The organism is Gaoshiqia sediminis (genome assembly GCF_025907915.1).
In the GTDB taxonomy this organism is placed as follows: domain Bacteria; phylum Bacteroidota; class Bacteroidia; order Bacteroidales; family Prolixibacteraceae; genus Gaoshiqia; species Gaoshiqia sediminis.
In genome coordinates, this window is sequence record NZ_JAPAAF010000028.1 from 26,193 (window position 1) to 46,270 (window position 20,078).

Below are 20,078 nucleotides of genomic sequence, written 5' to 3' on the forward strand. Positions count from 1 at the left end.
GCATGAGCAGCACCTTATTAAATAATGCGGTATGCTGGCTTGACTTCGAAGGAACCTCCGGAGCGGTAGTTGACAGCTCCGGTAACGGGCATGACGGAACGAACTACGGGGCAGACAGGGGCATAACCGGTAAAGTTGGTAATGCCTTTCAGTTTGACGGGGCAAATGGCGACTATGTGGATATCCCCTCGGATGCTGCTTTCAATATCACAGCGGCCCTTACCATGGCGGCATGGGTGTATCCTACCGGGGCCGGGTTCCAGATTGTTGCGGGTATCCCTTACAGCACATCCGGACACTCCAGTCCTTACTTTTCGTTCAGCTTGCAGTTGGCTACTCATGACGCATCGAACGTGTATGCACGCATTTTTGCAAGTACACCGGCGGGCATGAAAACAAGTCCGAAAACAACGGGCGTGTATGTCCCGCTAAATCAATGGAGCCTAATTATTGCCACGTTTGAGGGCGATGCGGTACGTGCTTACGTGAACGACGGGGCCGCGGCATCAACCGCATTCTCGGCCACAACGCTTAACACCTACAGCAATCCGCTTTGGGTGGGTAAGAATGGCGGCGGGGGTGAACAACTGGAGGGGAAACTATGCCAGTTCATTCTATGGGACCGGGTGCTGACTTCCGGGGAGCGGACGGAATTATGGAATAGCGGTGACGGTGTTTCTCATGCTTCATTGGCCGGGGGCGGCCTGACCGCTTCGGAAGCTGACGGGGTGACCGCTTCGGACAGCCTGACCAAGGCGGTTTCTTATGTTCGCAGCTTGTCTGATGCGGTGACGGTGTCTGATGTGATATCGAATGACCATACCGGGTCAACCGCGCACAGCAAATCATTGACCGATACGGTGAACGCTTCGGATGTGATTTCCGATAACAGCGGATCAAACCGCTACAAAATCAATGGGATTTCGTTGGCCGGTTTTGGTATTCTGCCGCTGCGGGAAAAAGGAAATGCGTTTGCCCTATCCGGAGCGCTTGACTTTCCCCGCCGGAAGGGAACGACCGAAAGGGACTGGGGAACCGAGATTGAGGCTTTTGTCTCGGCTGGTGACCTGGAATGGGAAGGCCGGGACATTACTTTCAGAGGTTTGATGCGTGCTTCATCTCACGCCTTGCTGGTCTCGAACTATGGCGATTTTTCGGATTTGTGCAAAAATGATGAGTTGGTATTCTCAACCCCTTTCGGAAGCTTCAACGTGGTACTTGAAAAGGAGATTAAGGTAACTGAACTGATGCCTACGATGCTGAAATTCGAAGCTGCTTTCACACAACAGGACGTTTCTTTTTCAGCACTGACAACAGCCGCAACCGGTGGCGCCGGTACGCTGATTGACGGGTATAACCTCAGAAACGATTTCGGGATTATTGTACAAAGCCACAGCGGATACTTCGACTTGGCAAAACGGATTGATGTGAACACGACAGGCAATTATAAGCAGTCGGGTTACCGGGATATGCGGAACGTGACACTTCAATGTCTGCTGATCGGTTCAGACCTGAGTGATATGCTTGTAAAAATGGCGCAATTTCAGGCTCTGTTGGCTTCTCCGGGGCTGCATATCCTGACAAGCTATCTGGGTGATTCTTTTTCATTCTATGTGAAGGACGGGTTACAGGTGTCGCAGATGCTCGACTATGCGGCGAAGTTCACATTACGGTTAAGGGTGGTCTGATTTCTATTTTAATGTGGAGGTGAAACTATGAAAATATACAGGGCTGGAAGCGAGATATACGATCTGACTATTGACGGGCGGACGCAGCTTTCTCAAAAGCTGATGGGGGAAGACCTGATTACGCTGAATGTGATTGTCGATTCGAAGCTGGACATTCAGGTGAATGATTATATCACTCACAACGGGGTGACTTATACGGTGAACAGGCCGGTATCGGAAACTAAGATTTCGGAGGTTGAGTATAGGTACACGGTGCAGTTTGAAGGGCCTTATTATCAGCTATTGGATAAGATTGTCATGCTGAACGGCAAGGCTGAATTCTACCTGACCGGCTACCTGACTGATTTTGTTGACCTGATTGTCTCGAACATCAACGAGATCCACACGGGCTGGACAAAAGGCACCGTGGCCGCTTCGGACTGGAAAAACGTGTATTTCTCGGGGAAAACCTGCAAGGAGGCACTGGAACAGCTGGCAACTGATTTTTCGGTTGAATTCTCGATCGTGAACAAGACGATCAACCTGGTTGAACGGGTTGAAAATGCAACCTTACTGACCTTCCAGCACGGGAAAGGAAACGGCTTGTATGAACTTTCGCGGGAGAATGTGGATGACGGGAACACCGTTACCCGGGTACATGCTTTCGGCTCGAAACGGAACATCCCGTATGATTATCGGGGAGGCGCTGGCCGGTTGGTGTTCCAAAACCTTGACGGGACCAGATATATGGAAAATACATCGGAATACAGCCGGATCATTGAAAAAGTGGTTGTGTTCGAGAATATCTGGCCACGCTTTGAAGGGGCGGTTTCTACGGTTTCAACCGACAAGCTGACAATTACCTGTTCAACGATTGACTTCAACCTGAACGATCAATTATTGGCCGGGATCACGGCTAAAGTGGTGTTTCTTGACGGCGATCTGATGGGCAACCAATTCGAGATATCAGCATACGATCACGCAACGAAAAGCATTACCCTGATTCAAGGCGCCTCAGAGGGAGGGCTTGTCATGCCAAAAGCGGACACGTTCTATGCCAGCCCGGGCGACAAGTTTGTTTTTGTGGATATCCTGATGCCTCAATCCTACGTTGATGCTGCGGAGGCTTCTTTGAAAGCGGCAGCACAGGCGTATCTGGACTATTATTCCCAGCTGCGGGTGAAATACAAGCTCAGTCTTGATTACCGGTACATCCGCGACAATACGATTAGCTTGAAGGTGGGCGACGTGATCCGGATAATTGATGCCGACCTGGGCATTGACAAGCAGATCCGGATAACAGGCATATCCGCCAATCTGGACAACTCCGGGATAGAGGCTGACATATCGAATTTCATTGAAGAACGCTTTCAAAAGCAGGTGACCAGCCAGCTGAATGATACGCTGGCAACGATTGCCAGTCTGGAAAGCGCTGTTGAAAAGCAGAACATCACAACGAACGTGTACAAGGGTTCCCGTATCTGGGGCGGCAACGAGGCGAAGCGGATTAATGACCTCGCCCTTCAATCCGGACTGGATGGAACCTACTACATAGAGGTGGACCGTTCCGGTTTGGCCGAAAGCAAAAAGGCCAGTACCGGCGACTTCTGGCTGAAATCAGGCTTGGTGCAATCAGGAAATTACTTGCTTCTTGACGGTGTTACAAAAGTGGCGGCAGGTGATTCAGATAAGCTTGGCGGCATTGTGGCGGCAAACTATTACCATACAGGCAACGCCAACCGGTCGGATGTGAATTGGGCGATGAATAACGGTACCATTACAGGCTATGCCACATCGCCAATCTATACCTCCGGCTTTGCCGGTTCGGGCTGGAGGATTGATCCGGCTGACAACCGGCTCACGGTGGACAACCTGACCGTTCGAAAAGAAATGTCGGTCTATGAGCTTGTGATCAATAAGATCAGGGGCACCAATGGCGCCTTGTGGGTGAGCGATGCGGCCAAGGTTTCGGGCGTGAGTGGTAGTCGGTTAACGATTGACACAGGTGGCAGCGCTACCCTGGTCCCGTTCGTGGTGAACGACTTGGTACGTTGTCAACGCTGGACCGGCAGTAATGTGAAATACTACGTTGCCCGGGTAACAGCTGTTGGGGCGAACTACATTGATGTGACCAAAACTGACGGGACAAGCGCCTTTGAGGTTGGGGATGAAATAGTGAGGATCGGGAACACCACCAACACCGACCGGCAGGGGGCAATCTACCTGACTGCTTCGGACAATAACTCCCCGTACATCGATGTACTGAACGGGGTTGTTTCGGCTGATCTGGCCGGGAAAACAAAAGTGCGGCTTGGTAAGTTGGATGGGATTACCGATGCCCAGTTCGGGCCGCTCACCGGATACGGGCTTTATGGCGAGAACGTTTATCTGAAGGGTGCGATCTACGTAACCGGCGGCAACGCTGAAACCACAACCGGGGCACAGTCTAAAGCCGATGCAGCGCAATCAGCTGCTGTTTCTACGGCTGCCACGGATGCAACAACCAAAGCCAACGCCGCACAAAGTACAGCTATTTCAACGGCCTCGGCTGATGCTACCACGAAAGCGAACAACGCACAAAGCGCCGCACAAACTTATGCTGATGGTCTTGTCAGTGCCTTGTCGGGTAGCCTTGGCGATATGGCCTATCAGGATCTGGTCAACATCGCCAAGCTGGACAGCACGATCATACAGGGCGGGTATATCAAGACAACCCTGCTTGATGTATCAGCTATCAAGGTAACCGGCGGCCTTGCCTCACAGGTGGAGGCGCAAGGGTATGCCAGTACAGCGCAAACAAACGCGATATCTACAGCCGCCACGGATGCCACTACCAAAGCAAACAACGCCCAGAGCACGGCGATAAGTACCGCCTCGGCGGACGCTACCACGAAAGCGAACAGTGCCCAGTCAGCCGCGCAAAGCTATGCCGATGGTCTGTACGATACATTGAACGCCGCCAAACAGGAAGCGATTGTGAACGGGCAAACCCTAATTGTTGGCGGGTATCTGAATACAAACTTCATTGAGGCGGGTACAATAGTAGCCTCTAAGATCGCAGCCGGTACCATCACGGGTGACAAGATAGCCGCCGGAACAATTACCGCTGATAAGATCATAACAACTGGAATAACTTCTCTCGGGGCTGTCACCGCCGGAACATTTAATCTCGGGAGTGGTAAATTTTCAGTTGATTCGAACGGCAAGCTAATCGCGCAAGAAGCATTGATCGGGTCGGGAACCTCTACGGCTGGCATTGCGATAGAAAACAACAACCTCTCGGCAAAAGGTACGAATTTGGATATCAATAATGCCGGTGGGTTCGGGGGCACCCTGGACGGCATGACGAGCTCGTTAAAGCATCTAAGGATTTGGGGCGGCGGCGGATTGTATCAAACTGTATTAGCGGACATTTACCCTACGTCGGCATCATTAACTACCCCTAACGCTTTCATGGACTTCTCGGGGGTTATCAGCGCAGGTTTTCCGGTGCTCAGGACCAGTTCAGGAAAGACACTTGCCTTGAATGATCAATATGTAGTTCATACCGGGACTTCAAGTGCTACTTTCTACCTACCCTCAAGCCCATATAAGGGTAAGTATTATATGATTATGAGAGAGCAGACAGTTGCAGTTACGATTAACGGGAACGGGAAATCGATAAAGTACGGGGAGAGTACTATCGCCTCTACCTTCGAACTAACAAACGCTAGAATGCTTTTCCTTTTTGTTTGGGACACGGCATACTGGCAATGTAATTACATGCACCGGGTTTAATCTGCGAGAGGGGTGACCTTGGTTATTTTAATATAGGAAAACTCATAACGCGCATTGATACTCTCCATTTGCGGGAAGTACAAATACGAATGAGAAACCCCGTCAAGGCTGAAAGTGATAGAGTATAGCGAGTGCGCAGGATTTTTGCATTCAAGCTCTACGTTCGTTTCATAAACGTTTGTAATCTGGAAGGTAGTCTGCCCATACTGAAACACATCGCGGCTGAAAATAGAGTCATCCTCATTGCAGGCTGTTAATAACACGATAAGGGCAAAGATAATTTTCTTCATTGCGTTTTGATTTAGTACTTACAAATATATTGACATTACGTTAAACTTAATAGATCGAAAATGAAAAAGACAGAGAAAAAAACAAAAGAGGTCAATTTCAGCAACCTAATAATTACCGACCTGGATGGTAAGGAGCTGAAATTTGACGTAAGCAAGACCCTTGGAAACCACATCTATCAGACAACCGGTGACCTGGGCATGCTGGAAGTGGCCCAAACCATCTACAAGAAAGGGGAGGTGGAACTTACCGAACAGGTAAAGACCGGGCTAACCGAAGTAGTAAACAACCCGCAGTTCCCGTTTCTGGCCGTGGTGAAAAAGAAGCTTCTGGAGGAACTGGAAGGGTAACAAAATATTCGGGAAAACAATCTCTGAATTCTATTTTATGACAGAGACTGTGATTCATTTGATTTTTGATTTTTGGGGGTGCGGTCTCTGGCCGCACCTTTTTTTTCGAACATTTTTACAGACTAACCCCATGAGCGATCAAGAGAGCCAATTCCTGAAACAATTAAGAAACACAATCTGGCAGGCGCTGGCAAGCTTGCTTGTGATTGTATCGGTAGCAGCTGTCCCTTTTTACTTCGACACGCAAAGCACTATTAGCCAGCAAGAGAAGGAAATTGAAACGCTGAAATCGGACAAGGCAGACAAGGAGATTTATGAATTATCAGTTCGTCAGATCAAGGAGCAACTTTCGGACATCAATCGGAAACTTGAAAAAATACAGGACCGGCAATGAAAGTAGCATATCAAAAACGGCTGATTAAGCGACTGCGGGGAAAATTGTCGGGCGATGCTCTGAAACTTAACGCATGGAAGCTATGGATAAGATAAAGCGGATAAAACTGACAGCGAACCTGTATGCGGATGAATACATTCCACGGGAGTTGTATTTCAAATACCAGCACAAACCACACCTGCTTATCGGGATGCTTGACCGTCGTTTGATCATGGCCGATCAGCTGCTCAGGGATAAGTTCGGCCCGGTCACAATCAATAACTGGATCGCTGGTGGTGATCGTCAATGGAGCGGCATCCGCACTCCGGATAGTTCTTATTATTCATTTCTCAGCCAGCATCCCTGGGGACGGGCATCTGACAAGATTTTCCGGGATGCAACAGCAGATGAAGTGCGTGATTATATCGCAAAGAACTGGCAAACGCTGGGAATCACCTGCATTGAAGCCAATGTTGACTGGGTGCATTCAGATACGAGGTGGTGGACTGGTAATGAACTTTTAATTGTTTACCCATGAATTTAATTGCTGCAAATGGAATGATGATTTGGGTTGCTGGTTATTCAGCCGCCTTTGCCCTGATAATCGGGTCGGGGTTGATATGGAGTTGGTACGTCACACGAAAAAAAGTAAAGAAATGAAAAACACCATCATTGCATTTCTCAGCGGATTGTCATTAGCCCTGTTGGGGTTCTGCCTGCTGATGTTGAAACGGGTTCAGCCTGTTATCAATGCAGATCAGTACATTGAAGGAATTGAGCAAAAGGTGAACAAGATCAAGCAGCGCGGCGAAGGCAACAACCAGCAAGTTCCGATTGATACGGATATCAGTACGAAAGAAGAGCGCAAACAAAAACGGGAAGAACGAAAAGAAGCCAGAAAAGAAAAACGAAATACTATGAAAACATTGTTGCTCATCCTTTTTATGCTTCCTGCCCTTGCAATGGGGCAGGAAGTGACCCCCGAGGGCTGGACGTACAGCCAGCTGAACGATTCGACCGTTATTATGACCACGACCTACTACCGGACCCGGACCGTGATTGACACGATTAAAGGGTACAACATCGTGTATCTGCGTGACGAGATGGTACGGGTACCCGAGCTTACCCGGGTAGATACCCTGCAATACAAAGGCGATTTCCGGGAGTTTATCGACCGGATGACCCTCTTGCCTGTGTACTCCGACCTGGGAGACTCTGCCAAGGCGGTAATACGAAGCTATGTGTCGGAGCAATTGCAGTACCCGATCAAAGAGATCTTATACGTTTATTAACCCTTTAATTAATTGAAAGATGAAAACTATTTTTTTCTTGATTTCTATCATCATGCTAACGGTTGTTGGCTGTGTGCAAACGGCTGACAACGTTCAGCAAAACAAAGAAGTGGAGTATATACAAACGGTAGATGCTCCGGTCCTGCTCGTTCAGGATGAAATTGCAGTTGATGAAACTGTGATCACCGACGAAGAAGGCACTGCCGGGTTCCTGAAGACCTACTGGCTTGAGCTTTTAATCGCTTTTATGGCCTTTGCGAAAGTGATTGTCAACCTTACCCCTACCACGAGGGACAATAAGGTGTTCGGCTGGTTGGATACAATACTTAACGCCATAACGCCAAATTACAAGAAGGGCGGAGGAACGTTTTAGGATGCGTGTTTTTTGATTTTGTGTGTTTACCCTGCCCGGTTTTTGAATCTTCCCCCGGGCAGGTTTTAACGTTAAAAAAAGAAAGAGAGAGATCATGGAAAATGGATATGTATCGCCCGAAATGTATGCAACCCGGTTGGGTTCGCATGGTAAAATAACTGATTTGAGCAGCCTGTTTAAGCTCGATCCGAAAGTGCCATTCTCTATTTGTGTGGTCCCTAAGCAGGCCACAACCGACATCTTATTGATTGTTGACCTGAAGCTTCACCAGGATGATGAAAGCTCAGATTTCCCGGTCCCGCTCAGCGACTGGACACCCGGGGGCATTGTTGAGATCCCTGCCGAAGCGATCGACCTGTTGAGCTACGATGTATATTGGGCCTGTGGAACAAAAGCAGAAAGGGCCGTGTAAAATGGGGTTAATTATTTCAATCGGAAAATCAGGCGGGGCAGGCCGGAAGGTTACCGAGGCCACACACGCCTATGGCTATCAGGTTGACACAACTTCGAAGTCGAAGTATGTTACACGGATTGGTAATCTGGACCTTCACCGGACGTTACCAATCCAGAACCGGATCAGGCGGTACATGGAGTCGCACGGTGGCCAGTTTCTTTATTGGCTGCACCCGCATGATTCCACCCTTAAGGCAGACGGAACCCCTGCTGACCTTTCGGGAGCAACCGGAAATGTGAAGCTGTACAAGCCGGGCTATTACTTTAAGCTCACCAAGGACGGCAATGTTGTGCGCCGCATGTTCAGCGAATTTCCCATTACGGGCTACCTGTACCGGCCACCCATGAGCATTGCCCCCTGGTACAGTACTTACGACAACGTGAACAACCGGGCCGCAACTGTCTGCTCGTTGCAGTTTGACAAAGCTGGTGAGGTACTACGTGATGAGATTACCGACCTACCGCTTTGGCAAGCCAATGCCGCTCAATTCAGGGGCGGAAATAACTCATCGGCAAACGATGCGGCTTATAATAGTTTGCTGGGCATGGGCAGAACAGCTGTTGCACGGGCAGACATTAGAAGTAAGTGTGCCGCAATTGGCGCCCATCACGGCACCTACCGTGCAATGAGCGAGTTGGCTCAATTGCAAACCTTGGAATACGGTAATTACGACATTCAGGAAGCATACGACCCATCGCTCGATGTGAATGGATTCCGGCAAGGTGGATTAGGACGTGGCCCTGCTGTGGATTGGACGCAGTGGACTACACACAACGGCAACTATCCATTTGTTCCGGGAGGCGTTACCGCCAAACTGGGCAACAATTCCGGGGTAGTGAACTATACCGTGAAAAACTGGGCCAACACAGGTGTTGATAAGGTTGTTCCCGCACCGTGCTATCGTGGCTTTGAGACTTGGTATGAATACCTCTGGCTTATTAACGATGACAGCTTAGTATATCATCAAACCGATCTGGAAGGCGGAAAGGTGCTGCTGTATGTATGTGCTGATCCAAGTAAGTTTGCCTATCCAGCAAATGAAACGGAGCCTACGCCACCAACCGGGTATGACTTGAAAACAGACAAGCTGCCAACAGCTGATGGCTGGGGGTGGAACGAAGCAGACAACGAAGAAGGCGACATGTTGCCTGTTAATACCGGAGCAACTTCGGTAGAAGGTATTTGCGATTATTTCTGGCGAAATCCTACCAATCGTGGCTGGTTTTGTCCCTTGCTTTCGGGTAATGCGGCTTATGGTTCGTATGCCGGTTCGCGGGGTGCGCATGCGAATTCTCGGGCCACGGATGCGCATGCGGCTTGTGGGTTCCGCCTGTGCCGTTCCAACCCGGTGGTGGGGTAACCGAAACCGCGGAACGCGGACAAAACGGAACGCGGAGCGTCCAATTTTTAAGATTTTTAAAATGGAAAATAGAAGGTCACATAGCTTAACGGGTCCCTTGCTTTCGGGTAATGCGAATAATGGTACGAATGCCGGTTCGCGGAATGCGAATACGAATAATCGGGCCACGAATGCGAATGCGAATTATGGGTTCCGCCTATACCGTGAAAAAGATTTAAGGCTGTGTGACCCTGCCTCATGGCAAAAAAAGCTGACAGGGGACGGGGAGCGATTCCCGTCCCGGAACGGCACTCTGTTTGATCGGTTCGTGTCGCACTACACGTTAGTAGAAGCTGCCATGAAAGCCCAGGTCGGAAAGAGAAAGTCAAAGCAGATACAGGACTTCAACAAAAAGTTTGGCGAAAACATCCAGCGGTTGCATGATCAGTTGGCATCAGAGATGGGCATACCCTGTCAATACAGGAGCATGAAGGTGTTCGAACCCAAAGAGCGAAACATCATGATTGCGCCTTTCTACCCGCACCGGATCATCCACCAGGCAATTGTGATGGTAATGAAAGACAGCTGGATCGGAAACCTGATTGATAACACCTACGCCTGCATTAAAGGGCGGGGCATACATGCCTGCATGTTTGACGTTCGCGATGCCCTGTCACAAGACCAGGCCGGAACCAGATACTGCCTAAAAATGGATGTGAGCAAGTATTTTGACAGCATTGATCATGAAGTGTTGAAACAGCTTATCAGGCAAGAGCTGGATGATGCCAGGTTGCTGCATGTGATCGACAACCAGATTGATAGTGTTCCGGGCGGGGTTGGCGTACCGATCGGCAACCTGACAAGTCAGTATTTTGCCAATATCTACCTCACGCCGCTCGACCACTTTTGCCATGAAGTTTTGGGTTTGAAGTACTATTTCAGATACATGGATGATGTAGTGATGCTTCATTCAGACAAAGCATTTCTGCACCATTGCCGGGTAGCAATTGAAAACTACCTGAATGATTGCCTTCACCTGAAGCTGAAACGTAACTGGCAGGTTTTCCCGGTAGCATCCCGGCAGATCGATTTTGTTGGATACCGGCTCAACCATAAGGGAGTTATGCTTCGAAAAAAGATACTGACAAACTTTTATAAGGGTGTGAGCAAATTGGCGAAATCACAACGTCAAATCGAATTAAAACACCAGCTATCGTCGCACTATGGCTGGGTGAAATATGTGGACAAGATTCATCAACAAAATATTTATAAAAATGCAGAGATTAAACAAAAGGTTATTCTTAACTGAAAGACCCGCGACATTTGCAAGGCAGAATGACGGGCAGGAAACAGTATTGTATAATTTCAACATCGAAGCAGGCGAACAGAACACCGGAGAGGAAGCGAAGCAGGGGTATTATTACGACAGTCTCCGGGTAAGTTATCCGCTCACACAGCGCAATGTACTGGCGACGTTGCTCGGAGTGCTATATCCTGCCGATGTTGAGATGAAGCTTCAAAACGACTTTAACGCCGTAGCGGTTGGCATGGAAAGCCTGGAGAAGAAACAGGCGTACATCGATTTTCTCAACCACCGCAAACAGCTGAAAGCAATGGTTGTTTCGGACTGCCAGGCTGCCGGGGTGCCCGAAGATACGCAAGTGGCTGAAACCTATGAAGCCGACATGGAAACGCTCCGGCAGCAACGACTTAAAGAATTTGATGTTGTACTGAACGAATTTGCCATTCTCATAGCTCGTTGCGAGCTGGTAAGCGGTCGCGAGAATGAAGGTCTGAACGCCGTTATTGAACAGGCAAAGCTTATGCGCGCCCAAACGGTTGATGCAATTATGCAAATTAACACCGTTGAGCAAATGAAAGCCTTCCACATACGCCCGGAAGATGTTGATGCGCTGAAATTACTGTTCGAACCTTACAAGTAGGACCATGATCTCGTTTGCCGACCTTGGAATAGAAATTGAGCCCGAAGGCTACACAGAAGAGAAGATCAGCATCAACGACATTGTGAATGTTGAAATTGAAGTAATCGACTTCCGCCGTGATGTGGCTACCAAAAACGGGGAGCGCTATGTGGTAAGGATCAACTACGAGAGCCGGGCCCGTATATTCTTCACGCAGAGCAAGCGGATCATTGCCGCGCTGGAAAACGAAAAGATAAAATTCCCCTTTCGAACCACCATCAAAACCTACAAGGCAGGTGAAAAACGGGGATATATGTTCACTTAAAATCATGCATTATGAACTGGACAGATGACAAGATCAAACATTACCGCAAATCATTTAACTGGGCGCGCAAAGGGGTGTTGTTAGGGATTTGGGCGGCGTTTATATTTTTGGTGGCCGGGATCTTCTCTTTCTGGTTGCTCGTACTCCCATTGGCCGGGGCGGTATCCATCCTGCTATTGGGAGCAGCTAAAGAACTGCTGTACGATGGCGCCCTTAACCTTGGTCAAATGGAGTGGGCCGATATGAAAGCCAACCTGATTGGTGCGCTGCATGGATTAATCTTAAAAAAGAGTATTTTTTAGTAGGTCAGTTGTGAATATTGGTTTAGTTTTAGTTTTCCCCTGGTCACGAGTTGGCCGGGGGTTTTTTATTAATTCGTCTTAATCTTGCTCGAATAAGTATTGCAATGATTAGAAACCAGCATATCCCAATTAGAGCGTATAGAATTGTATGTATGTTTACTTCCATCCGTATAGTGGCAAAATTTGTAGAAATTTTTCCCGTGCATCGGCGGTAAGCCCCCGGTTGCTGGCGTTGTAGAGTTGGTTGATGTAGTTTTCGTTTAGACCGGCATGGAGGGCCAGGGCGCGGGGCGATATGGCCGGGCGCTGGTCGAGAAATTGGCGTAGGGTTTCTTTTGTCAGTTCCATTGGCTGGCCTCCTGTTCGTCAATATTGCCATCTTCCCACTCCATGTATGCACGGAACCAGCGCCAGGCGCGCGAGAGTAGCTTTTCAATTTCATCGCTAGAGCTGTGATCGTAAACATCACGAACAATTAACGCCCAGATTTCCGGCACCCCGTCAGAGTTTATAAATTCAAAGATCTGATGCGGAAAGCCTGATGAAACCACATCGGAATCATCGCTAGCGTTGACAGCTTCGATAATACATTTCGGCTTAATGGTATGAATGATGTATTGTTTAATGACATCGTCGGTGTTGATCGGGTTTTCGGCTAATAAAAATCGGTCCATATAGATTGAATTTAAAGAGCAGCCCGGAGACTGCTCTTTTGGTTATTAAAACATTGATACAGGCGGAAGAAGTCTGGTGCTGTTAAAATCGCGAGAAATTACTTTTTCAATAATTTCTTTTCGTGTACAAAGTACGTGGGCGGCTGCTTTCAATTCTCTAGCTGTTCTATCTGCTGTAGCCTGGTTTGTCAACTCGTCATAAAATATGACCTCGTTATTTTCTGTTACCAAAACAGTTTCTCTACTGTTGTTTGTCCAGATAAGAAAATTACCGTTTGATGTTTCAACTACTTTCCACCAGCGGCGTTGTGTCGTATGCATCTTGATTGCATGTTCGTAACGCTTTTCAGCGTTCTGTTCAGCATTTTGCAAACCTTCCTGGTAAGATTTGAATTGCATTAATTCTTCTGCGATTTGATTTACAACTTGATTTCTCTCGCCTGATAAAATTTGTGAAGTTTTCATTTTGATTGTTTTTCTATCGCTCCTTGTTCGGCTGCGGCCCCGTTGGTTAAATAATGTACTTCAAAGATAGTGGTTTTTATAATACGCTCCAAATATCGGAGCGTTTTTTTTATGAACTACTTTGCAGTCCGCAAGTTAAAACCTAATATTGAGCTAGTTAACTGATCGGATGAATTTTGGAGCAGGTCTTTTGAGGAATACCGATTTGACAAAAACCTGAAAACGACCGGGAGAATGGCTAGCCCAGTAGCCGATGGGAAGAATCCCGCAGCATAAGCCTGTATTTTTGCAGCGCTTATGTAGTTTATCCCAAGTCCGACCGTTAATTCAGATAGTCTTTCATGGCGGCCAAGGCATCATTCACACTCCGCACAATTACATACTTACTACCGCACATTTCGGCCTGCCGTTGAAATTCCTTCTGTTCGTCCGATTGCCGTCCGGATTGTGTTTTGAATTCCATGAGTAGGGAAGCAAAGCCCTTTTTCGGGATCAACAGGATAACATCCGAAACACCAGCTTTAACTCCCTGGCGCTTTAACCTTGCGGCCTCTGGCGAGAATGATTTTGAGCCACTTTTTGTCTGAACTGTTTTACGGTCTCGCTTGCCACCATTGGGGACGGCAAAAAGAAGTTTATCAGGCAAGTTCGGGAAAAAGAGTTTCACCTTCTCAAAGAAATCAGCCTGAATGTCATCTTCATCATGCGACACAACCCGTTTTGCTTTTTGTGCGTTCTTGCTTTCTGAGAAGCAAGTGAAGCAAAGCGGACCATCCTGGGTATTGATGACCGACCGGGTTTGACGGGAACATTTTATGCAGGTTACAGGGCACATGGTACGTTAAAATTCAAATTCCAACTGAGTGGTGGTCTTTGTGGCTTTGCAGTCGAACTGTGAAATATGAGTGTGATGGAGTGATATTGCCTTGCGTCCGTCTTTCTCGTAGTAAGGGTAAAAATCAAAGGCCCTGCTGAGATCCGGAAGGCCCATGATTTTGTACTTCATTTCGTCATTGTAATCTTTCAACTGGCGATGGATGTCCACGGCGTTAAAAGGCCGGGCAATGCCTTTTGTGCCAGCCTTGATCGGCCCACGATCCCGGATGAGTACCACTTCGATTCCAAATCTTTTCGATGGCGACTGACACATGGATAGAATATCCTTCCAGCATTCGAAGTAATGCTCGCGGTCGGTTGCAAACACATCGGGCATGGGCAGGGCTTTCATATCGTTGCAATTCTCATGTATTCATCTTCTGTCATCGGATAGTCCCAAAAGCTGAGTTTGCCTTTGACTTTCTCGATCGGTTTTGAGAATAGTACCGGATTGGCCAGTACCCAGTTCCAGACGCCTTTCTCGGCCCAGATGGAAGGGTGGTTTTGAACACAATCAACAATTTCAACGGAGCCGATGATGGCGGACCTGTTCCAGTTGCCTGCAAACATGTAGTTGAGCAAATTTTTTCCTCCTTTTGCTCGCATGTATTCCCATTGCTCAGGGGAAAATAACAGGTTCATCGATCTTTTGTAGTTGTCATTTGCCCCGGCATGGATGAGTACCCGGCCCCGGAAATTTGTTCTCCAGGTCCGGTTTTCGATGTCCTTAAACCCTGAGCAGATTAGGTGCGCCCAGGGTTGTTTGATGGTGATGGTTTTCATAGTTGTAGTCTTATATCCAGTTTGTTCCAAAATGCTTGTTGCGGTGTTGAAGCTCTTCTTCTGTCAGCGGTTTGTTCTTCAACAGGTTGGAGCAGTCTGATAGTTTGCCGATACTGGGCGGCCATCCGGCAGCACAAACCCTGTCGAATGCGGCATCGATCCCTAAAATATACCAATCTTCGCCGGAGGGTTTGTGATGTGCAAAGTAGCTGTATCCGGATTGATAAGTTGGAGCGAATAACCGCTTTATCTTATTGACCAACTTTACCCAAACAGGGGTGGAGTCATCCGGAAGGGAAAACACTTCCTCGCGGTTCACAGCCAGATAGCTTGGAGCAAGGTCTTGGTTGAAACTAAACAGACTGAGCCAAACACGGCCCAGAAAAAGCACCCGCAAGCGTTCCCGGAAGGATAGCTTCCAACAGCTGATTACTTCGCCCTGGGGCGTATTAAGTTTCAAAGCCGGTAACGGCTGGTATTCGGGCTGGTCTTCCGCAAATACGGTGTTTTGGTGTTTAAATGGTACTGGTTTCATGATATCTTATTTTTTGAATTCAATTTTGATATTATCTCTGTATCTGCTGTAGAAAGCGGCTTCTTCATCCGAGAGCCTACCTTTGATGTTGTAAGGACAATCTCTGACCCATATTGGAGTTAGCATGTTTTTTAGAAATTGGGTGAGTGTTTTTTGAGCATGTCGGGTGTATGAGTTTTGGTATATTTTTCCATATTTCCCTGTAAACTCATCATAGTCGAGATTAATTACCCTTTTGTTGTGCAAACAGACATATTCAAACCATTTACCGCGATATTCTTTGTCAAATTGATCCTGGCTTATAGATGCATCTATATCGTTTTCTTTCAAGAAATCATCAAACAGCTTTCCGGCCAGCTCTTCCTCCTTATCATTCCAATCTCCTAATTCGGATAAAATTTTATCACGCTTTTCTCTGCGAATTCTTCGATATTTGACGGCGTAGGGACTATGAATCTCGTGATTCGATATTTTGCCATACATCATAAATTGAACCCATGAACTGTTCATTCGAATCTCTATTACATAGTCTTTCACATTGAAGCTCCAAGCTCCGGCCTCTTTGTATTCATCAAATAGACTTGGAGAACCAAACCTTTTTGAGAGATAAAAGAAAGCTTCGAAGTACATGTCTTTGGTAAACCAACTATTTTCAGGATTATCGTACCCTAGAACGCTGGCTATTGTTTTTTTGATTAGGTCGTTACCTTGAAAGATATTAAACATGGTATTGATTTTTTTCATGGGTCAGAATAGTGTTGGGTAAGGAGGTTCTGAATTGTCAACCGGCCCGGTACCGGTTAGCCGGACAATCTCGGCGTCCACTTCTTTTTCTGCTTTCTTTGATTTTTGCAGGCTGAGCGGGTCGCGGTACCTGAAGTAATTTTTCTGGTGTTTCCGCATATCGGCCACCAGCTGTATGAATTTTTCGTTTTCCATTATTCGTCAATTTCTTCGTTAAACAAGTTGGCCACCATGTCCACAATGTTTTCCGGGATATCATCGGTTGCCCCGGTGACTGCGTTGGCAATTCCCTTTTTGAGCTGAATGATTTTGTACACCTTTTCGTCGATGGTGTTTTTCCCGAGGAAATAGTAGGCTGTAACGCTGTCTTTTTGCCCGATCCGGTGGCAGCGGTCCTCGCACTGGCAGCAATCGGCATACGTCCAGGGGAATTCGACAAAGGCCACGTTTGAAGCTGCTGTAAGAGTTAATCCAACACCTGCAGCACGGATGGAGCAAATGATGATGTTGGTTTTCGGGTTCCGCTGGAAGGCATCCACAGCAGCCTGTTTCTGTTTCGAATCTTCACGACCGGTAACCGATACCGCATGAGGAAAGATGCGTTTGAGCTGGTCAACAACCTCGTGAAGCGAGCAGAACAGAACGATTTTCTGACCCTCTTCCTGGAAGTCGCTTACGAACTCAGCCACTTCTTTTACCTTTCCCCGGGCTGATATCTGCCGGAGTATGTTGATTCGGACCATCACTTCACCTTTCAGGGCCTTTTGTATCTTTTCATCATCGGCCTCTTTGTATTTGATCAGGTACTGGATCAGGTCGCGTTCAGCATCTTTATATTCCTTCCGGTTTGTAATGTCACAGGACATCACTTGCCTGATCTTGTCTGGCAGGTCTTTCAGTACCATCGATTTTTCTCTCCGGAACATCGATTTTTGCCACAGCATGAAGTTCAGCTCTTTCAGGTTTGAGGCTTCGTTCGGGCCGGAACAATACCGCTGGATGAAATACTTGTACCCTCCGAACTCTTCCATCTTGCCAAGTATGGACAACTGAGCGATCAAATCTTTGGGCCGGTTCACAACGGGAGTACCGGTGAGTTCGATCCGCCATTCTTTACCTTCAGAAATGCCTTTTACGAACTTCGCCTGCTGGGTGGCCGATGATTTGCAGCGGTGGCTTTCGTCGATAATGACCGACTTGAAAAGGTGTATGTTATCGCGGAAGGTGATATCGCGGATTGTCAGTTTCTGTGACGTTTTGATGTGCTGTACAAAGTACTTTTTCAGACTTTCGTAGTTCACAATGAAGACCTGATACATCCCGGTATTCCAAAAGAAGGGCCAGGTATCGCGGACACTATCCGAAAGGACCATTGCTTTTTTGTTTGTAAACTTGTGCCACTCGCGCTCCCAGTTTATCTTGAGGGATGACGGGCAAATGACCAGACAGGGAAAAGCATTGGCCAGGTTGATTGTAGCAATTGATTGCAGAGTGTTGTGAGTTACGATGTAGTTGTTGGTCAAATACAAATGATCAGGCGATGACACCCTAATACATTGCTGTTCTTCTTCTCCAATATATTCGATACTTTCGATGTAACGGGTTGGCCTGTAAACTGATTTAGGTTTCCAATTGTCACTTTTGTATTTCAAGTAAAACGGGTTGAATGATGTTCTGATATTTACCTGATACTCTATTCCTTTTCCCTCATTTGTCCTGTCATACGGTCGGATAATGGCCACACCGCCTAAAGACTCTACCAATTCTTTGATGTCTGTCGCTAATTGAGTAGATGTTGTGTGAAAGGTAGTTCGGTTCTTGATACAACTACCATCGGTATCCATAAGACCGGCCAGCAAATCTTCGCGTTGAATAACGTCACCCTGCAGGTATTCTTTCGGGATAAACTTATCAGCACTTACAACATCGAGTTTTAGCCTTCTGATCTCACTTAAATACAAATTCTCATGATGGAATTTATCAAAAGCGTTCACCAAGGCGTATCGAGTTACATTGCCATAGTTTCTGATTGATACGGTTAGACTTTTATCCAACTCGTTTTCAACGAACCTGATAATTTGTTTCTTTTCGGCTGGTAGCGACATTTCAACTTTATTACCAGATAAAGCTCCGTCACCGATCAACACGCCTAATGTATAAGCCGGGATCACAAATTGTTTTGTCGGAAACTGCACCGGTTCGCACATCGGTATCTCCCATTTCAAAGAAGGCTTTCTTCCGGATGCCTCGCGTTTTGGGTTGGTTTTATTGACAAGTCCTGATTTAAGGATTTCTTGGGTTGTCTTAGTTGTCCAACCCAAACCTCTTCGCCGTCTGTTCTGATCCCTAACACACCAGATATGTTCCAGATTACAATCTACAAATGAACCGTCGTTGAATGTCATTCGATACGTCGGAACAATGCCTTGTGGAAATACCCCTTCAACTTGCTGGATGGAACCATCCTTGGCAAAAATCGAATCTCCGGCCTGAATATCACCCATTCTAATCCATCCATTAGGACTGGATATTAAAGAGTTTAAAGTTTCAGATTTCCCAAGGCCGGGTTCATCCGTGTTCATGAAGCGTTTCAACTGCAACCCACGGGCAATACCCTGCAACTGGTAAGGATACGGCTCCACTTTCAACCCATGCGGAACGGCAAGTTCCGGCATTTCCGGGATAAGAAAATCAACCTCTGAAACCCGTTTTTCTGCCACCTTGCTGTCGGTCCAATTAACGGGCTCAAAGTTGATGATCCGTTTGGCCATCGATTCCAGATGCGGTTTTGAAGCGCCGGGCACGATCCATGCCTTGGATGTCGGGTTAAAGGTGCGCCCGGGTATCTGCTTGATCAGGTTGACCAAGTGGGGCCTGTATGCAAACGAAACAACGTAATTGCCTTGTGGGTTAAGTTGAATTTCCATCAGATTTACTCTTGAGGTTCCACTACTTTTGATTTTTTCAGGTTACCAATCTTTTTCGTTTTTCCGGTTGATGGGGCTGCCATGGTGATTTCGGCCCCGGACAGTTCTTCCGGCACATCAAAATCAAACTCCTGTTGCTTCAGGCCCCATTTTTCGGCAAACAGATACTCGGATACTTCCCAATTGCAGGCCTGGACATCTCCGTAAAGCTCACCGGCAAATTCATAAGCTTCCGCATCTTCGAACTTTGTAAAAGGGGCGTTAATGTTGAGCACCTGTCCGGATTTCAGCAGCTTTTGCCCGATGATAGTCACCCCGGCACTTTCGTCTGATCCTCCGATAGAATAGCCGGTTACCACGTAGTTTGAAAGCTCTTCGAGGTCGAAATCATAGATGTTGTCCATCAGCACGGCTTCCGGCTGTTCGCATAAGATCACCAGGTGAATTTTTAATCGGTCGAGTGCATTTTTCAGGTCAACATGCACGATTTGGGAGCACTTTTTTGAAACTTCATTGCTGAAGTTGGCTTCGGTGAAGCTCTCTTTGTAGGTCACTTCGCAACGGTCGTGTTTGACCGATGCCTTTAGAATTTCATTTCTGACATTTTCCATC

The 20,078-nt window shown here is 47.3% G+C and carries 25 protein-coding genes; 13 read left to right on the forward strand and 12 right to left on the reverse strand.

Features of this window, described 5'->3' with window-relative positions; translation table 11 throughout:
• The first annotated feature begins 2 nt into the window (after nt 1-2).
• Both N2K84_RS15105 and N2K84_RS15110 read left to right on the forward strand, forming a co-directional pair.
• Nucleotides 3-1,688: a LamG domain-containing protein gene (locus N2K84_RS15105; RefSeq protein ID WP_282592661.1), complete on the forward strand. Its 1,686-nt coding sequence runs from the start codon at nt 3-5 to the stop codon at nt 1,686-1,688.
• Nucleotides 1,689-1,715: 27 nt separating this feature from the next.
• Nucleotides 1,716-5,444, forward strand: coding sequence for a phage tail protein (locus N2K84_RS15110; protein ID WP_282592662.1), 3,729 nt, complete (start codon nt 1,716-1,718; stop codon nt 5,442-5,444).
• Here N2K84_RS15110 and N2K84_RS15115 read toward each other — a convergent pair.
• The gene (locus N2K84_RS15115) at nt 5,441-5,734 is read right to left on the reverse strand and encodes a hypothetical protein (protein ID WP_282592663.1); all 294 of its coding nucleotides are present in this window, start codon (nt 5,732-5,734) and stop codon (nt 5,441-5,443) included. The two genes, N2K84_RS15110 and N2K84_RS15115, sit on opposite strands and share 4 nt — an antisense overlap.
• 60 nt (nt 5,735-5,794) lie before the next feature.
• Here N2K84_RS15115 and N2K84_RS15120 point away from each other — a divergent pair, with 60 nt between their 5' ends.
• From N2K84_RS15120 to N2K84_RS15170, 11 genes are all read left to right on the forward strand, one after another.
• A complete protein-coding gene (locus N2K84_RS15120) occupies nt 5,795-6,082 on the forward strand; it encodes a hypothetical protein (protein WP_282592664.1) in 288 nt (95 codons plus the stop codon).
• Nucleotides 6,083-6,212: 130 nt separating this feature from the next.
• On the forward strand, nt 6,213-6,476 hold the full coding sequence (locus tag N2K84_RS15125; protein ID WP_282592665.1) for a hypothetical protein: 264 nt from the start codon (nt 6,213-6,215) through the stop codon (nt 6,474-6,476).
• Nucleotides 6,477-6,558: 82 nt separating this feature from the next.
• A complete protein-coding gene (locus N2K84_RS15130; protein ID WP_282592666.1) occupies nt 6,559-6,993 on the forward strand; it encodes a hypothetical protein in 435 nt (144 codons plus the stop codon).
• Nucleotides 6,994-7,111: 118 nt separating this feature from the next.
• Nucleotides 7,112-7,747, forward strand: coding sequence for a hypothetical protein (locus N2K84_RS15135; protein ID WP_282592667.1), 636 nt, complete (start codon nt 7,112-7,114; stop codon nt 7,745-7,747).
• Nucleotides 7,748-7,766: 19 nt separating this feature from the next.
• The gene (locus N2K84_RS15140) at nt 7,767-8,120 is read left to right on the forward strand and encodes a hypothetical protein (RefSeq protein WP_282592668.1); all 354 of its coding nucleotides are present in this window, start codon (nt 7,767-7,769) and stop codon (nt 8,118-8,120) included.
• 94 nt (nt 8,121-8,214) lie between these two features.
• Nucleotides 8,215-8,532, forward strand: coding sequence for a hypothetical protein (locus N2K84_RS15145; protein WP_282592669.1), 318 nt, complete (start codon nt 8,215-8,217; stop codon nt 8,530-8,532).
• Between the two features lies 1 nt (nt 8,533).
• Entirely contained in the window at nt 8,534-9,934 is a 1,401-nt protein-coding gene (locus N2K84_RS15150) for a hypothetical protein (protein WP_282592670.1), read from the forward strand.
• Between the two features lie 61 nt (nt 9,935-9,995).
• Nucleotides 9,996-11,222 (forward strand): RNA-directed DNA polymerase, encoded by a 1,227-nt coding sequence (locus tag N2K84_RS15155; RefSeq protein ID WP_282592671.1) that lies wholly within the window; start codon nt 9,996-9,998, stop codon nt 11,220-11,222.
• Entirely contained in the window at nt 11,188-11,856 is a 669-nt protein-coding gene (locus N2K84_RS15160; RefSeq protein ID WP_282592672.1) for a hypothetical protein, read from the forward strand. The genes N2K84_RS15155 and N2K84_RS15160 overlap by 35 nt, the downstream gene beginning before the upstream one ends.
• 4 nt (nt 11,857-11,860) lie before the next feature.
• Nucleotides 11,861-12,160 carry a hypothetical protein gene (locus tag N2K84_RS15165; protein ID WP_282592673.1) on the forward strand — a complete coding sequence of 100 codons (300 nt, stop codon included), beginning with the start codon at nt 11,861-11,863 and terminating at the stop codon, nt 12,158-12,160.
• A gap of 11 nt (nt 12,161-12,171) precedes the next feature.
• Nucleotides 12,172-12,462: a hypothetical protein gene (locus tag N2K84_RS15170; RefSeq protein ID WP_282592674.1), complete on the forward strand. Its 291-nt coding sequence runs from the start codon at nt 12,172-12,174 to the stop codon at nt 12,460-12,462.
• 156 nt (nt 12,463-12,618) lie between these two features.
• Here N2K84_RS15170 and N2K84_RS15175 read toward each other — a convergent pair whose 3' ends face one another.
• The 11 genes from N2K84_RS15175 to N2K84_RS15225 form a co-directional block, all read right to left on the reverse strand.
• Nucleotides 12,619-12,810, reverse strand: coding sequence for a hypothetical protein (locus N2K84_RS15175; protein WP_282592675.1), 192 nt, complete (start codon nt 12,808-12,810; stop codon nt 12,619-12,621).
• Nucleotides 12,801-13,136 (reverse strand): hypothetical protein, encoded by a 336-nt coding sequence (locus tag N2K84_RS15180; protein ID WP_282592676.1) that lies wholly within the window; start codon nt 13,134-13,136, stop codon nt 12,801-12,803. Before N2K84_RS15180 ends, N2K84_RS15175 begins: the two co-directional genes overlap by 10 nt.
• 45 nt (nt 13,137-13,181) lie before the next feature.
• Nucleotides 13,182-13,601, reverse strand: coding sequence for a hypothetical protein (locus N2K84_RS15185; protein WP_282592677.1), 420 nt, complete (start codon nt 13,599-13,601; stop codon nt 13,182-13,184).
• Between the two features lie 322 nt (nt 13,602-13,923).
• Nucleotides 13,924-14,313: a VRR-NUC domain-containing protein gene (locus N2K84_RS15190; protein ID WP_282592678.1), complete on the reverse strand. Its 390-nt coding sequence runs from the start codon at nt 14,311-14,313 to the stop codon at nt 13,924-13,926.
• Between the two features lie 129 nt (nt 14,314-14,442).
• Nucleotides 14,443-14,829, reverse strand: a complete 387-nt coding sequence (locus N2K84_RS15195) for a hypothetical protein (protein WP_282592679.1) — start codon at nt 14,827-14,829, stop codon at nt 14,443-14,445.
• Nucleotides 14,826-15,260, reverse strand: coding sequence for an ASCH domain-containing protein (locus N2K84_RS15200; protein WP_282592680.1), 435 nt, complete (start codon nt 15,258-15,260; stop codon nt 14,826-14,828). Before N2K84_RS15200 ends, N2K84_RS15195 begins: the two co-directional genes overlap by 4 nt.
• A 10-nt stretch (nt 15,261-15,270) precedes the next feature.
• Entirely contained in the window at nt 15,271-15,795 is a 525-nt protein-coding gene (locus tag N2K84_RS15205) for a hypothetical protein (RefSeq protein ID WP_282592681.1), read from the reverse strand.
• 6 nt (nt 15,796-15,801) lie between these two features.
• A complete protein-coding gene (locus N2K84_RS15210; protein WP_282592682.1) occupies nt 15,802-16,539 on the reverse strand; it encodes a hypothetical protein in 738 nt (245 codons plus the stop codon).
• A 3-nt stretch (nt 16,540-16,542) separates the two neighbouring features.
• On the reverse strand, nt 16,543-16,734 hold the full coding sequence (locus tag N2K84_RS15215) for a hypothetical protein (protein ID WP_282592683.1): 192 nt from the start codon (nt 16,732-16,734) through the stop codon (nt 16,543-16,545).
• Nucleotides 16,734-19,466, reverse strand: a complete 2,733-nt coding sequence (locus tag N2K84_RS15220; RefSeq protein ID WP_282592684.1) for an SNF2-related protein — start codon at nt 19,464-19,466, stop codon at nt 16,734-16,736. The genes N2K84_RS15215 and N2K84_RS15220 overlap by 1 nt, the downstream gene beginning before the upstream one ends.
• Nucleotides 19,467-19,471: 5 nt before the next feature.
• Nucleotides 19,472-20,077 carry a hypothetical protein gene (locus N2K84_RS15225; RefSeq protein ID WP_282592685.1) on the reverse strand — a complete coding sequence of 202 codons (606 nt, stop codon included), beginning with the start codon at nt 20,075-20,077 and terminating at the stop codon, nt 19,472-19,474.
• Between the last annotated feature and the right edge of the window lies 1 nt (nt 20,078).

Bases quoted from the DNA above. Each gene is read 5' to 3' on its own strand.
- N2K84_RS15125 (WP_282592665.1), top strand. From the start codon at position 6,213: ATGAGCGATCAAGAGAGCCAATTCCTGAAACAATTAAGAAACACAATC.
- N2K84_RS15110 (WP_282592662.1), top strand. From the start codon at position 1,716: ATGAAAATATACAGGGCTGGAAGCGAGATATACGATCTGACTATTGAC.
- N2K84_RS15225 (WP_282592685.1), bottom strand. From the start codon at position 20,077: ATGGAAAATGTCAGAAATGAAATTCTAAAGGCATCGGTCAAACACGAC.
- N2K84_RS15120 (WP_282592664.1), top strand. From the start codon at position 5,795: ATGAAAAAGACAGAGAAAAAAACAAAAGAGGTCAATTTCAGCAACCTA.
- N2K84_RS15185 (WP_282592677.1), bottom strand. From the start codon at position 13,601: ATGAAAACTTCACAAATTTTATCAGGCGAGAGAAATCAAGTTGTAAAT.
- N2K84_RS15130 (WP_282592666.1), top strand. From the start codon at position 6,559: ATGGATAAGATAAAGCGGATAAAACTGACAGCGAACCTGTATGCGGAT.
- N2K84_RS15150 (WP_282592670.1), top strand. From the start codon at position 8,534: ATGGGGTTAATTATTTCAATCGGAAAATCAGGCGGGGCAGGCCGGAAG.
- N2K84_RS15200 (WP_282592680.1), bottom strand. From the start codon at position 15,260: ATGAAAACCATCACCATCAAACAACCCTGGGCGCACCTAATCTGCTCA.
- N2K84_RS15165 (WP_282592673.1), top strand. From the start codon at position 11,861: ATGATCTCGTTTGCCGACCTTGGAATAGAAATTGAGCCCGAAGGCTAC.
- N2K84_RS15140 (WP_282592668.1), top strand. From the start codon at position 7,767: ATGAAAACTATTTTTTTCTTGATTTCTATCATCATGCTAACGGTTGTT.
- N2K84_RS15180 (WP_282592676.1), bottom strand. From the start codon at position 13,136: ATGGACCGATTTTTATTAGCCGAAAACCCGATCAACACCGACGATGTC.
- N2K84_RS15210 (WP_282592682.1), bottom strand. From the start codon at position 16,539: ATGAAAAAAATCAATACCATGTTTAATATCTTTCAAGGTAACGACCTA.
- N2K84_RS15170 (WP_282592674.1), top strand. From the start codon at position 12,172: ATGAACTGGACAGATGACAAGATCAAACATTACCGCAAATCATTTAAC.
- N2K84_RS15160 (WP_282592672.1), top strand. From the start codon at position 11,188: ATGCAGAGATTAAACAAAAGGTTATTCTTAACTGAAAGACCCGCGACA.
- N2K84_RS15205 (WP_282592681.1), bottom strand. From the start codon at position 15,795: ATGAAACCAGTACCATTTAAACACCAAAACACCGTATTTGCGGAAGAC.
- N2K84_RS15155 (WP_282592671.1), top strand. From the start codon at position 9,996: ATGGAAAATAGAAGGTCACATAGCTTAACGGGTCCCTTGCTTTCGGGT.
- N2K84_RS15135 (WP_282592667.1), top strand. From the start codon at position 7,112: ATGAAAAACACCATCATTGCATTTCTCAGCGGATTGTCATTAGCCCTG.
- N2K84_RS15175 (WP_282592675.1), bottom strand. From the start codon at position 12,810: ATGGAACTGACAAAAGAAACCCTACGCCAATTTCTCGACCAGCGCCCG.
- N2K84_RS15145 (WP_282592669.1), top strand. From the start codon at position 8,215: ATGGAAAATGGATATGTATCGCCCGAAATGTATGCAACCCGGTTGGGT.
- N2K84_RS15215 (WP_282592683.1), bottom strand. From the start codon at position 16,734: ATGGAAAACGAAAAATTCATACAGCTGGTGGCCGATATGCGGAAACAC.
- N2K84_RS15105 (WP_282592661.1), top strand. From the start codon at position 3: ATGAGCAGCACCTTATTAAATAATGCGGTATGCTGGCTTGACTTCGAA.
- N2K84_RS15115 (WP_282592663.1), bottom strand. From the start codon at position 5,734: ATGAAGAAAATTATCTTTGCCCTTATCGTGTTATTAACAGCCTGCAAT.
- N2K84_RS15195 (WP_282592679.1), bottom strand. From the start codon at position 14,829: ATGAAAGCCCTGCCCATGCCCGATGTGTTTGCAACCGACCGCGAGCAT.
- N2K84_RS15220 (WP_282592684.1), bottom strand. From the start codon at position 19,466: ATGGAAATTCAACTTAACCCACAAGGCAATTACGTTGTTTCGTTTGCA.